This is a genomic window from Methanothermococcus sp. (genome assembly GCF_015523155.1).
Lineage (GTDB): Archaea > AGJL01 > Methanococci > Methanococcales > Methanococcaceae > Methanofervidicoccus.
Genome location: NZ_WAKW01000025.1, coordinates 1 through 12,809, shown reverse-complemented (window position 1 = coordinate 12,809; position 12,809 = coordinate 1). Strand labels below are relative to the sequence as shown.

The following is a 12,809-nucleotide window of genomic DNA, read 5'->3' as shown; positions in this document are numbered from 1 at the left end:
TATTAATGCTAAGGAACATATATGTTAAATCACCATAAAAAACATGAAAATTACAAGATGAACTTAACACCAAAGGGGATTATTATCAATAAACAAGCATGAATCCATGATTATTTTTAGAAGAATTTAGAGAAAAAATTCACTCCGATAAAATTTGTAAAAATTATTTGTCGATTTAAAAGAAATTATGGTAGGTAAAGAACATTAAGATTTAATTTTAAATCATCCAACTATATAGTAATAATAAGAAAAAGTAATTTATATGTTAAACATTAAATGATAAACTAAATAAAAATGTAAAGGACTTAATCGTGAAATTGGAAAGATTGAAAATAGAAGAAGATTTAATTTTTTAATATAAATTATTTAAATTTTTATATATGGATATATAGATTTTTAATTAAAAAATGGGAATTATTTAAAAGGGATATAAAATGATAATAAAAGGTATAAGAAATGCAAAAATAACGAATAAAATATTTAATTTAAAACTTCCATTTCAAATACTAAATGCCGATTTAATAGCTACAAAAAAACATGTAATTCATGCTATAAATCAGGCTAAATCAAAAAAACCAATTACAAACAGCTTCTGGATGGAAATACTTGTAAGAGCATCGGCACAACGGCAAATATCCCATGCAATAAAAATCATTGGAGTGAAGCCAGATGAAAAGAAAAAATCAAATATCTGCGTAGTATGTGAAGATGAAGAAACACTAAATAAATTGTTGGATGTTGTTGGTGGAGAAGTTGATGACTCAGTTTTAGAGCTCACCCCATCAAAAATGGAAAATATAAAAAAGATATATAATATTAAAGGATTAGATGATAACAATGAATATAATAAAGATGATTTAGTTAAACGAGTATGCGAGAAAATAAGCATTATTGAAGTAATGTAAATAAGAAAGGAAAAACACGATAAGGAGGAATAATATGATAATTAAAAAAATAACCGATTTAACAAAAAAAGAAAAAAATATAATATTTAACAGAAATAAAATGAACTTTAAAAACATATTTCCTACTGTAAGGGAAATACTGGATAATGTAAAAAATAACGGAGATAGTGCATTAAGGGAATACACCAAGAAGTTTGATAAGGTTGATATTGATGATTTTAAGGTTCATAAAGAAGAAATTGAGCAGGCATACAATAAGATAGATTATAAAATTATAGAGGCAATTGAAAAAGCCCATAATAATATAAAATCATTCCATGAAATTCAGTTAAAAAATCTTAAAGAATGGGAAGTTGATAACAATGGAATAAAGAAAGGGCAAATAATAAGACCAATAGAAAAAGCAGGATGTTATGTCCCAGGAGGAAGGGCATTTTATCCATCAACTGTTTTAATGACAGTAGTTCCTGCAAAGGTTGCAGGTGTGGAAAAGGTTGTTGTGGTTTCACCACCAAATGGAACAGAGGGAAATCCTGCAACACTTGTGGCATCGGACATAGCAAAGGCAGATGAGATATATAAAATTGGAGGGGCTCAGGCAATAGGTGCTTTGGCTTATGGGACAAAAACAATTCCAAAGGTGGATATTATTGTTGGACCAGGAAATATATTTGTAACTGCGGCTAAAATGATGGTTTATGGTAATAATGTAGCAATTGACTTCCCAGCAGGACCTTCTGAGGTATTAATAATATGCGATGAAACAGCAAATGAGGAGTATATTGCAATGGATTTTTTAGCTCAGGCAGAACATGACCCTAATTCTTCATGCATAATTACAACCACATCAAAGGAAAAGGCAGAATTCATTAGAAACAAAGTTATGAATTTACTAAATAACAATGTAAAACGAAAGGAAATAATAAATCAATCATTAAAAAACTCTGCAATACTATATGGAGAACTTGAAGAGTGTATAAAATTATCAAATGAATATGCACCAGAGCATTTGGAAATAATTACCGAAAATCCAAGGGGAGTTTTAAAAGATATAAAAAATGCTGGAAGTATATTCTTAGGAAATTATGCTCCTGTTCCCGTTGGGGATTATGCAAGTGGAACAAACCATGTTTTACCAACAAGCGGATGTGCAAAGATGTATTCAGGTTTAAGCGTTGATACATTCATAAAAAAACCTACTGTGCAGGAACTCACAAGAGAAGGCTTAAAAAGTATATCAGATATTGTAATTACACTTGCAGAGGCAGAGGGACTATATAACCATGCAGAAGCTGTAAGAAAAAGACTAATTTAATTATTTAATTTTTTATAATTTATTTTTATTTTTATTTTGGTGATATAATGTTATTTAAAGAGATATGCATTATATTTGATAAAATAGAACGCACAACAAAAAGATTAGAAAAAATGGACTATTTTATTGAATTAATAAAATTAACAAAAGAAAAAGGTTCGCCGAATGATTTGAAAAATATATGTTATATCACCATTGGAAGAGTGTTTGCAGAGTATGAAAATAAGGAGCTTGGCATAGGTCCAAACCTATTAATAGAAGCGATTAAAACCATAGGTATAAACGAAAAAAAATTATTAAACAGTATAAAAGAAACAGGGGACATTGGGATAGCACTTGAAAAACTGAGCTCCGATGTAAAACAGGTTTCTCTCTTTCAAACACCACTAATGCTTGATGATGTATATGTCACCTTAAAAAAAATATCGGAAATTGAAGGAGCAAACTCTCAGAAAAAAAAGATAAGGTATATTTCAAATCTCCTTTTGAAAGCTTCACCAATAGAACGAAGATATCTTGTAAGACTTATTTTAGAAGATATGAGAATAGGAATGAGTGTTCCAACGATTTTAAGTGCATTTTCATTATATTTTAATATTCCAAAGGAAAAATTGGAGAAAATCTATGCAGTTGTAAATGACATTGGGCTTATTGCAGAAAAATTAATGTTAAATGCGGATATTAATAAAGATGAGGATTTAAAGTTAAGAATATTTAGACCAATTAAGCCTATGCTTGCACAGCTTATACCTTCAATTGGTGATGCCATAGTTGAAATGGGAACTCCGCAGTTTGAAACAAAATACGATGGTGCAAGGGTTCAAATCCATAAAAAAGATAAAAATGTTAAGATATACAGTAGAAAGCTGGAAGATATTACAAATTCAATTCCAGAAATAGTGGATGAAGTAAAAAACATGGGAGTGGATAATATAATAGTGGAAGGGGAATGTGTGGCTATTGACTTAAAAACTGGACATCCCAGACCATTTCAAGATATATTACGAAGATTTAGACGAAAATACGATATTGACAAGATAAAGGAGGAGATAAATTTAAGGGTTTATTTATTTGACATATTGTATTACAATGAATCATTAATTGATTTATCACTAAAAGAAAGAAGGAAAATACTTGAAAATATAATTGGAATAAATGACTGGGAAATTGATAAAACAAAGATAGAAAATGAAATAAAATCTAAAAAGAAAATAGACATATCCTATAAATTAACAACTAATGATTTAGAAAAAGCTATGGACTTTTACAAGTGGAGTTTAAGCATAGGTCATGAGGGTGTGATGATTAAAAATCCAAATGCACCATATACACCTGGAAGTAGAGTAAGAACAATGTATAAGTTTAAACCTACATTGGAAAGTCTTGATGTAGTAATAACAAGGGCAAAAATAGGCATGGGAAAAAGAAAAGATTGGTATGGTTCCTTTGAAATAGCCGTTAAGGATGAGGAAGGAAATTTATATCCAATTGGTCATGTTGGAAGTGGATTGACTGAGGAAGAGCTCGATAAATTGACGGAAATATTGAAATCGATTAAGATAAATGAAATAGATGGAGAAGCAATCGTAGAACCAAAAATTGTTTTAGAGGTATCTTATGAAGAAATTCAGAAATCTGATAAATACGAATGTGGTTATGCCCTTAGATTCCCAAGAGTTGTTAGAATAAGGGAAGATAAATCAGTTGATGATATAAATACTGTCGATGATGTAAAAAGGATATTTGCTATTCAGAAGGGGAAACATTAAACTAAATAAACTCATTCTAAAATTTTATAAACTGTATCTCGCTGCTTTGGAATCCTTCCTATCCTTAAAATCATATCCTTTATTTCATTAACAGATACATAAACCCCATGCTCTGCACCAGCAGATTTTGAAATATTTTCCTCTATGAGTGTTCCACCGAAATCATTGGCACCACATTTTAGAGCAATTTGAGACATTTTAAATCCTAATTTAACCCACGACACCTGAATATTTTTTATAATGTCTTTAAATAATATTCTACTAATGGCATAAACTTTCAAATCTTCCAAACCTGTGGCTCCCCCTCGAGCTCTTCCTTCATGGTATATCGGTGCCAGTTTATGCATAAAACTTAATGGAACAAATTCGGTAAATCCATTAGTTTCTTCCTGAATACTTTTTAAAATAAATAAATGATTCACTATATGCTTATACTCTTCAATATGTCCATACATCATGGTAGATGTTGTTTTTATACCTAATTTATGGGCTGTTTTTATTACATCAATCCATTCCTTGGTTGATAACTTTGATGGACAGAGCTCCGCTCTAACCTCGTCGTCCAGTATTTCAGCAGCAGTTCCAGGCATGGTATTTAATCCATTTTCTTTTAGTATTTTAAGTGCTTCTTTAATATCAAGCCCAGCGTTTTCAGCTCCAAATTTAATTTCCATTGGTGAAAAGGCATGAATATGTATATCACCATAAGGTTTTGTAATATCATGAACTTTTTTTAATACCTCCGCCTGAAAATATGTATCCACCTTGGGATGAAGCCCCCCTTGAATACATACCTCTGTACATCCAAATTTTTTTGCATCCAATGCTCTTTTTGCAATTTCATCAGTATCTAAAAAATAGGCATTTTTATCTTTTTCACCTGCTCTAAATGCGCAGAATTTACAATCTCCAATGCAAATATTTGTGAAATTAATGTTTCTATTGATCACATAAGTTACAACATCCCCTACAATCTTTTTCCTAATGTCGTCGGCGCATTTTAAAATATTAAAAAAGTTTTCAGTATCTTCAAATAATTCTATACATGCCTTTTTTGAAATATTTCTTTCACAATATTTTTCTAAATCCATAAAACCACCATACGTCATTAATAAAGTAATTTTTTAATAAGTTTATATCATATATAATAAAAATAAAAAATATAATTTATTTTATATCGCATATAAGTATAATTAATTATCATTTTAAAATCTAAGGGCATATTTTGTTATATAAATACTTTTCTATTTAAATTAAATAGAAACCAAATAATATTAATAAAAACAATATATTATATGGTAATACAACCTATAAATAAAAAAGGTGAAAAAATGAAATTTGGTATTGAGTTTGTTCCCAACGAACCTATAACAAAAATCAGCTACTATGTAAAATTGGCAGAAGATAATGGATTTGAATACTGCTGGATTACAGACCATTACAACAATAGAAATGTATATATGACATTAACATCAATTGCAGCTGCAACAAACAAAATTAAAATGGGACCAGGGGTTACAAACCCATACATAAGAAGCCCAGCTATTACAGCATCAGCAATAGCTACATTAGATGAATTATCAGGTGGAAGAGCTGTTTTAGGTATTGGACCTGGTGATAAAGCAACATTCGATGCATTAGGAATTGAATGGATAAAACCAGTTTCAACAATTAAAAAAGCTATTGCTGACATGAGGGCTCTCATGAAAGGGGAGAGATTAGAAACAGGAGCTCAGTTGGCAATAAAACCATCAGTAGAAATTCCAATTTACATGGGAGCTCAGGGACCAAAGATGCTCGAAACAGCAGGTATGATTGCAGATGGTGTTTTGATTAACGCATCAAACCCAAAAGACTTCGAAGCTGCTGTTCCATTAATTAAAAAAGGTGCAGAAGCAGCAGGAAGAAGCATGGATGAAATTGATGTTGCAGCTTACGCCTGTATGTCAGTTGATAAAAAACCAGAAAAAGCTAAACAGGCAGCTATTCCAGTTGTTGCATTTATTTCAGCAGGTTCCCCACAAGTTGTTTTAGAAAGACACGGTATTGAAGCTGAAAAGGTAGAAACAATTAGAGGAGCTCTTAAAAAAGGAGACTTTAAAACAGCATTTGGAACAGTTGATGACACAATGTTAGAGGCATTCTCCTTATACGGAACACCAGAAGAAGTTGTTGAAAAAATAGCAGGATTGGCAAAAATAGGTGTAACTCAGGTTGTTGCAGGTTCCCCAATTGGACCAAACAAAGAAACAAGCATTAAATTAATCGGTAAAAAAGTAATTCCTGCTGTAAAAGAATTATAAATTAAATATATATTTTTCCTTTTTTTAACTTATTCCGCAAGAAGTCCCCTTCCGTTATAAATCCTTCGGATTTAGATGAAAATCTTACGATTTTCATTACTCAACTTCGTTGTGATTGTAAAGTCTCCTCGCTTCGCTCGAAGATAAGGGAGGGGATGAATTGTGGGCAAACATTTATATAGTAGCATTACCATATATAACAATGGTAATTATAGATGTATCTACACCATTACAATCTGAGAAGGCTGAGAGTGCTGCTCAGATGTAATTACTTTATAACCATTGATTGCTTAAATCTTCTAAAACTATATTAAGTCAGGGCTGGGAGAGTCTGTTGTGCCTGTTTGGCGAATCGAAGATTCGCTAAATCTCAAAATGGACGAAGTCCATTTTAAGACGGAGGGATTATTCCTTATGAGTCAGGAAGCCACTCCCGTAAGGAGGGGTAATTCACTAATTTAAAACTTAATTTAAGAACTTTTTAAATAAATCTTTTAATATAATTGAAGGATTATCCATATCTCCTTTTTTAGTTATATGTTCTACAAGATTATTTTTTATTATAAATTCTAAAAGTTTATCTATTTTTTTATCATCCATTTTTTTTATTAGGGTTCTAAATCTTAATCCTGCCTTAATTTCATTCCCAATATCTTTTTTCCAAAGCTTATCATAATTTTTTAAATAACTCAAACCATAATTATTTGCTAAATATTCATCTATAATCTTTCCACAGATTTTGGCACATTTAGCACCGTAGTATAATCCTCCCCCACTTAAAGGTTTGACCTGCCCTGCGGCATCACCCACAAGCATTAGATTGTTTTTTACAGTGGTTTTTAGGTAGCCTATTGGAAGTGTTCCAACTGAAAATTCAACTGGAACAGCATTTTTTAATATTTTAGAAGCTATTGGATGGTTATTTATAAAATTTAAAAGTTTTTTGTATGTGTTTGAGCTATTGCATAAACCTACTCTTACCCTATCCTTTCCCATTGGTATTATCCATATAAAAAAATCTTTACAAAAGGTTCTGTCAAAAAATACATAAACAAAATCATCGTCTATATTTACATTAACCATTTCAAGCTGAGCTCCGGATAAAATTTCCCTATTAATAGAAAGGCCTGCGGATTTCCCAATATTTGACCTTGCACCATCTGCACCTATTATTACCTTTGGACAAATAGTATAAGTTTCTCCTAAGTGATGTATAGATAATCTATATTTTAAATCTCTGTTTTTAGAAAAGGTTTTAAAATTTAATAAATTCTTTTTTTTATTTAAATTATTATCTATTAATCTCCCATATGCTTTTAATAGAAAATCAGCTTTTTTTGAAGCTCTTATTGCTATATCTTTATCCATTACTTTCCTCTCAAACACATATGCCCTAATTTCATCGTCGTCTCCAATTTTTAAAGTATTATTTTTTGAATAAATATAGGCTCCCTTTATTTTATTTACAATACCCTTAGGATTTCCCAACTCCTTAACACCTTTTTTACTTATAAGTCCTGCACACTGCAAAGGAGCCCCTATTGACTGATGTTCTTCAATGATTAAAACATTGTGATGTTTTATATGTTCGCCTGCAATACATCCCGCAGGACCTCCACCTATTATAACTACATCGTATTTTTCAAAATCCATTTTTCCCCTAAACTAATTTTTAAATATTAAATTTTATATAATTTTATATAATATTATAATACATAATAATTAATATTTTTATTTCCTTTCTTATAAAACTTATATTTAAAATATTCTTTCGAAGATATAAAGGTAGTTATCCAATTTTATATATTAATTAAAATAATCTAAGTTTAATATAAAAAAGGGAGAATATATGATAGATGTATTAAATAAATGTGTTGGATGTGGTGAATGCGTTCCGTTCTGCCCATTTAAAGCAATAACTACATATGGAAGAATTATTGTTGATGAAAATAAATGCACAGAGTGTGGAATTTGTGCCAATTATTGCCCTATTGATGCCATTGTAATAAAATAAAAAATAATAAAAAAATATATTAATAATAAATTATGTGAAAAAATGATAACCATACCAAGATACATAGTTGTTGAAGAGGGTGGAATAGAAGTATTGCCTAACATACTTTCAAAACTTAATTTAAAAAATCCTCTTGTAATTGCAGGCAAAAAAACCAAAAAATATGTATCTTCAGATTTTGAATATATGTATTACTCAGATATAGATTTAAACAATATATCATCTATTGAAAAACTTACAAAAGATTATGATTCCATAATTGGTGTAGGTGGTGGAAAATCTATAGATATTGGAAAATATGTTGCATATTATTCAAAAAAACCTTTCATATCTATACCCACCACAGCATCAAATGATGGTATAGCATCCCCTATTATATCATTAAAACAACCTTCAATTATGGTGGAGTCTCCAATAGCCATAATCGCAGATATTTCTATTATAAAAAAATCCCCTAAAAGACTTTTAAATGCTGGATTGGGAGACATTGTTTCAAATATTACTGCGGTATTAGATTGGAATCTTGCCCATAAAGAAGTTGGTGAAGAATACAGCGAGAGTTCAGCAATATTCTCAAAAACGATTGCTAAAGAATTAATAGATTTCATATTAAATAAACCTAATATTCACGAATATTCAAAAAAACTTGTTAAGGCACTTATTGGAAGTGGTATTACAATAGCCATAGCAGGTTCTACAAGACCTGCCTCTGGAAGTGAGCATCTCTTTTCCCATGCACTTGATTATTTAAAAATAAAGTATGACTTAAAAATAGATAGTCTCCACGGAGAACAGTGTGGATTAGGGACAATAATATCATCATATATGCACTACAATGAAGAAAATCTAAATAAAGATGATATGGAACATATAAAATCATCCCTTAAAATAATAAATGCCCCAACCACAGGAAAGGAACTTGGTTTTGATGATGATATTTTAATAGAGGCATTGACAATAGCACATAAAATTAGAAATAGATACACAATATTAAGAAATGGGATATCAAAGGAAAAGGCAGAAACAATATTAAAAGAGACTGAAATTATATAAAATGATTAATACAATGATATAAAAATAAGAGTGTAATAATTTTATAAGTTAAAAATATCCCCCAACATTAACACCATATCATCATCCTTAGCAGATGCCATGTCCGGTGGCTAACCCATGTTGGGGGTAATATAGGATTTTTGCTGTATCGTGCTCATCCTAAGAGAGACTTCCCTATCACACGACTCGCCCAAAAATCCATTTAAAAAAATATACCTTCAATTTCGAACCCGCTATCATTGCAAGGTCACCCATGAGCTCCATGTAGGTCGGTTTATTGAAGGTATATTATAATATATTAATCTAGTATATATATTTTTATATGTAATTTTTGCATGGTTATTTTAGAAAAAATTTCTTTTATTTAACATTTAACATGTATTCAATAGCTTTTTTAGCTTTTTCTATTATATCATCATCCAGTGTAATTTCATATTTTTCTTCAATCAAGCATTTTTCAACTTTTTCTAGAGTTATTCTTTTCATAGGTTCACAGATAGCATTCTTTCTAAGGGGTATCAATTTTTTCGTTTTTCCTATCTTTTCAAGTTCAATTTTTAATCTTGTTATCATATCACATTCTGTTCCAATAACAAACTCTTTTTTATCTGAGCTCAGGACATGTCTAAGTATCCCCCCAGTGCTAAGAACATAATCTGCCAAATCTTGAACCTCTGGATTACATTCAGGATGTATTAAAACATCAGCATGAGGGTATTGTTTTTTAATGTTAATCACATCATCAGCGGTGAATTTCTTGTGAACATAGCAGTGCCCACCCTCAGGCATGCCGATTATTTTTTTATTGGTTTTTTTGCTTACATAATATCCAAGATTTTGGTCTGGCCCAAATAATATTTCATTTTCTTCAAATGAATTTACAATTTTATCTGCATTAGCCGATGTGCAGGTTGCATCTGCAAGTGCCTTTGCCGAAGCAAGGGTATTTATATATATAACAATTTTTGCATTAGGATGCTCCTTTTTAGCATTTTTTATCAGCTCAGGCGGAAGTTGATGAGCCATAGGACATTCTGTATCTTTTATTTCAGGCATTAAAACCTTTTTATCCTTATTAAGTATTTTTGCAGTTTCTGCCATAAAATCTACACCACAAAATACTATTATATCTGCATCGGTTTCCTTGGCTTTTATACACAATTCTAATGAGTCTCCCATATAATCAGCTATTCTTTGGATTTTTTCTGGTTGGTAATTATGCGCCAATATTACTGCATTTTTTTCTTTTTTTAATTTATTTATTCTCTCTACAATATTCATAATATCTCCTATATTTAGTATTTTTATTATTTTATTTTTAAATTAAAGTAGTATATAAAATAAAAATTATAAAAAAATATTTTATTATTAAATTAAAATAAAAATATATCGCAATATAAAAAAAATTATAAAAAATATTAATTTATTTTTTATTCAAAATTTTTAAACATTCAATTACTATTTTTTTAGATACTTCATTAAGGGTATATGGTGTTATAGGTTCTCCATCTTTTATAAATCTTCCAGTTCCTACGACAATATGTCCTTCCTTTTTAATATCCATATACTGAACTGGTCCATTTGCATATTTTGCATCAGAAACCTTGACCTTTTCGTCAATTCCAAAAACACCATTCGTTCCTATGGTTTTTATACCATTTTTTACACAGTATTCTATTATTTTATTTCTTATGGGAGCTGTATTGCCTCCAGCAATACATATAATAACAACATCTCCTTTAATCAAATCAACATTACAATCTATGTTTTCAGTAATTCCAACAACTTTATCGCTAAAAAACCTCTCAGCAAATTTAACCTTATATTCGCCAACTTTTCCTCCAAGTTTCCTGTGAATTATATCATTTTTATCGATTTTTGCATTATCAAACACATATATTTTCTTAGCTCCACCCCTATGAACTTCAAGTAAATCAAAAACTACTCTAATTCCCAATCTTCCACATCCTATTATAGAAACTTCTCCCTTTGGTTTTAATTTTTTTTCTAACTCATTTACATTTTCAATCATCATCGTTTCAACCTAATACTTTTATTTAGTTCCATTTATCATAATATTTATAAAATATTTTATTTCCTGTTAAATTGTATAACCACAGCATCTGTAATTTTTGAAGATGTTCATAGTGCTCATTGCAACGATGGTTTAAGGCATCATAATAACTCCAATCACCAGCATCATAATCAGAAAGAAAAGTTTTTATTGAGTTTATTCCCTTGTTATATAAAATATATGCATCCCTATTTTTAGTTTCTTTTGCAAAATATCCAATCCACATAACAGAAGTTATAAATCCATTTAAAACATAGGGGGGATTGGATGATGCATACTCTGGATACCAATAATAATTTTCTTCATTTCTTTTCCTTATTTTTAACAAACCTCCTTTTTTAACAGGCACCTTAAAGGCATTTAACGCTTTATCTGCTAAAATTAAGTATCTTTTATCACCAGTAGATTTATATGCCAAATATAAAGTTTTTAAACATCCAGCCTGGCATAATGAACCACTCCAACCCTTTGGTAGACTATATTCTGGAAAATCAAAGTTATACCTCCAAATAACAAAAGTAATGTTTGACCCATTTAGACAAACTGTTTTCTCTTCTGACTGAGATATTAAGTATTCTGTCAAAAATAAACCTCTATCTAAATAATTTTCAGCTTTTTCTGAATTTTTGTCCTTTAATTCAAAATATTTATAAAAACATTTTCTTGCTTCGTCATTTACATTATGTGGTGTAATTTGATAACCTATGTATTCTCCATTTATTGTGCCGTAGTATGTAATAGGTATATTTACATTCTCAACTGTGAATGGTTTTGGGTTTTTGATATATTGTAATGCGGTATTTTCAGAATAACATGGAGCCTTAGATATGCCAACCAGATATCCGAAAATAAATAGTAGTATACTGCATATAATAAACATAATTATATTTTTATTATTTTTTAACATATGATCCCCATATATATTATAATATATAAAATCTTTTATATGGTGTATTTAACCAATAAGTGGAAGACTACTTCTTTTATTGCCATTTTCATTAACTTTTTCAATATCTCTTTTTTCTTCGTATCCTTCTAGAACATTTTCCTTATCTTAACACCGTAATATTATCATGATTTCCATCCATCAATGGTCTGATTTTAACATTATTATTTCTCCGAAAAAGCAGTTGAAAAACTGAAAAATTTCCATCCATCAATGGTCTGATTTTAACATTAAATATTGATTATGAAAAATGGTCTGATTTTAACATTAAATATTGATTATGAAAACAAACAAGGCGTTAAATTTCCATCCATCAATGGTCTGATTTTAACCCTGCATTAGATCTAAATTATAATAACTTTAATTTAGATTACATATTTCCATCCATCAATGGTCTGATTTTAACTGGAACAATAAATTCTGTCCCGTC

At 29.8% G+C, this 12,809-nt stretch carries 11 protein-coding genes; 6 read left to right on the top strand and 5 right to left on the bottom strand.

Features of this window, described 5'->3' with window-relative positions:
- The first annotated feature begins 434 nt into the window (after positions 1-434).
- From cgi121 to F7B34_RS03055, 3 genes are read left to right on the top strand one after another with little or no spacing between them, the layout of a single operon-like run.
- Positions 435-905: a KEOPS complex subunit Cgi121 gene (gene cgi121, locus F7B34_RS03065; protein ID WP_292460281.1), complete on the top strand. Its 471-nt coding sequence runs from the start codon at positions 435-437 to the stop codon at positions 903-905.
- A gap of 34 nt (positions 906-939) precedes the next feature.
- Complete coding sequence (gene hisD, locus F7B34_RS03060; protein ID WP_292460279.1) at positions 940-2,220, top strand: histidinol dehydrogenase; 1,281 nt, start codon at positions 940-942, stop codon at positions 2,218-2,220.
- A gap of 47 nt (positions 2,221-2,267) precedes the next feature.
- Complete coding sequence (locus tag F7B34_RS03055) at positions 2,268-3,989, top strand: ATP-dependent DNA ligase (RefSeq protein WP_292460277.1); 1,722 nt, start codon at positions 2,268-2,270, stop codon at positions 3,987-3,989.
- Between the two features lie 11 nt (positions 3,990-4,000).
- Here the strand turns inward: F7B34_RS03055 and cofH are convergent, their stop codons facing one another.
- On the bottom strand, positions 4,001-5,080 hold the full coding sequence (gene cofH / locus F7B34_RS03050) for a 5-amino-6-(D-ribitylamino)uracil--L-tyrosine 4-hydroxyphenyl transferase CofH (protein ID WP_292460275.1): 1,080 nt from the start codon (positions 5,078-5,080) through the stop codon (positions 4,001-4,003).
- A gap of 240 nt (positions 5,081-5,320) precedes the next feature.
- On the opposite strand from cofH, the gene mer reads away from it, so the two are divergent.
- The gene (gene mer, locus F7B34_RS03045) at positions 5,321-6,292 is read left to right on the top strand and encodes a 5,10-methylenetetrahydromethanopterin reductase (RefSeq protein WP_292460273.1); all 972 of its coding nucleotides are present in this window, start codon (positions 5,321-5,323) and stop codon (positions 6,290-6,292) included.
- A gap of 465 nt (positions 6,293-6,757) precedes the next feature.
- On the opposite strand, the gene F7B34_RS03040 is transcribed toward mer, so the two are convergent.
- Positions 6,758-7,945 (bottom strand): geranylgeranyl reductase family protein, encoded by a 1,188-nt coding sequence (locus F7B34_RS03040; RefSeq protein WP_292460271.1) that lies wholly within the window; start codon positions 7,943-7,945, stop codon positions 6,758-6,760.
- A 196-nt stretch (positions 7,946-8,141) separates the two neighbouring features.
- Between F7B34_RS03040 and F7B34_RS03035 the strand changes: the two genes are divergently transcribed.
- A complete protein-coding gene (locus F7B34_RS03035) occupies positions 8,142-8,306 on the top strand; it encodes a 4Fe-4S binding protein (protein ID WP_394355310.1) in 165 nt (54 codons plus the stop codon).
- 42 nt (positions 8,307-8,348) lie between these two features.
- Positions 8,349-9,359: a sn-glycerol-1-phosphate dehydrogenase gene (locus F7B34_RS03030; protein WP_292460269.1), complete on the top strand. Its 1,011-nt coding sequence runs from the start codon at positions 8,349-8,351 to the stop codon at positions 9,357-9,359.
- Between the two features lie 360 nt (positions 9,360-9,719).
- Here the strand turns inward: F7B34_RS03030 and nadA are convergent, their stop codons facing one another.
- The 3 genes from nadA to F7B34_RS03015 form a co-directional block, all read right to left on the bottom strand.
- Positions 9,720-10,640: a quinolinate synthase NadA gene (gene nadA, locus F7B34_RS03025; RefSeq protein ID WP_292460267.1), complete on the bottom strand. Its 921-nt coding sequence runs from the start codon at positions 10,638-10,640 to the stop codon at positions 9,720-9,722.
- 142 nt (positions 10,641-10,782) lie between these two features.
- Complete coding sequence (locus F7B34_RS03020) at positions 10,783-11,394, bottom strand: ThiF family adenylyltransferase (protein WP_292460265.1); 612 nt, start codon at positions 11,392-11,394, stop codon at positions 10,783-10,785.
- A 22-nt stretch (positions 11,395-11,416) separates the two neighbouring features.
- On the bottom strand, positions 11,417-12,340 hold the full coding sequence (locus F7B34_RS03015; protein ID WP_292460263.1) for a D-glucuronyl C5-epimerase family protein: 924 nt from the start codon (positions 12,338-12,340) through the stop codon (positions 11,417-11,419).
- Between the last annotated feature and the right edge of the window lie 469 nt (positions 12,341-12,809).

Coding starts and splice junctions, on each gene's coding strand:
- cgi121 (WP_292460281.1), top strand. CDS start 435: ATGATAATAAAAGGTATAAGAAATGCAAAAATAACGAATAAAATATTT.
- hisD (WP_292460279.1), top strand. CDS start 940: ATGATAATTAAAAAAATAACCGATTTAACAAAAAAAGAAAAAAATATA.
- F7B34_RS03055 (WP_292460277.1), top strand. CDS start 2,268: ATGTTATTTAAAGAGATATGCATTATATTTGATAAAATAGAACGCACA.
- F7B34_RS03040 (WP_292460271.1), bottom strand. CDS start 7,945: ATGGATTTTGAAAAATACGATGTAGTTATAATAGGTGGAGGTCCTGCG.
- cofH (WP_292460275.1), bottom strand. CDS start 5,080: ATGGATTTAGAAAAATATTGTGAAAGAAATATTTCAAAAAAGGCATGT.
- F7B34_RS03020 (WP_292460265.1), bottom strand. CDS start 11,394: ATGATGATTGAAAATGTAAATGAGTTAGAAAAAAAATTAAAACCAAAG.
- F7B34_RS03030 (WP_292460269.1), top strand. CDS start 8,349: ATGATAACCATACCAAGATACATAGTTGTTGAAGAGGGTGGAATAGAA.
- nadA (WP_292460267.1), bottom strand. CDS start 10,640: ATGAATATTGTAGAGAGAATAAATAAATTAAAAAAAGAAAAAAATGCA.
- F7B34_RS03035 (WP_394355310.1), top strand. CDS start 8,142: ATGATAGATGTATTAAATAAATGTGTTGGATGTGGTGAATGCGTTCCG.
- mer (WP_292460273.1), top strand. CDS start 5,321: ATGAAATTTGGTATTGAGTTTGTTCCCAACGAACCTATAACAAAAATC.
- F7B34_RS03015 (WP_292460263.1), bottom strand. CDS start 12,340: ATGTTAAAAAATAATAAAAATATAATTATGTTTATTATATGCAGTATA.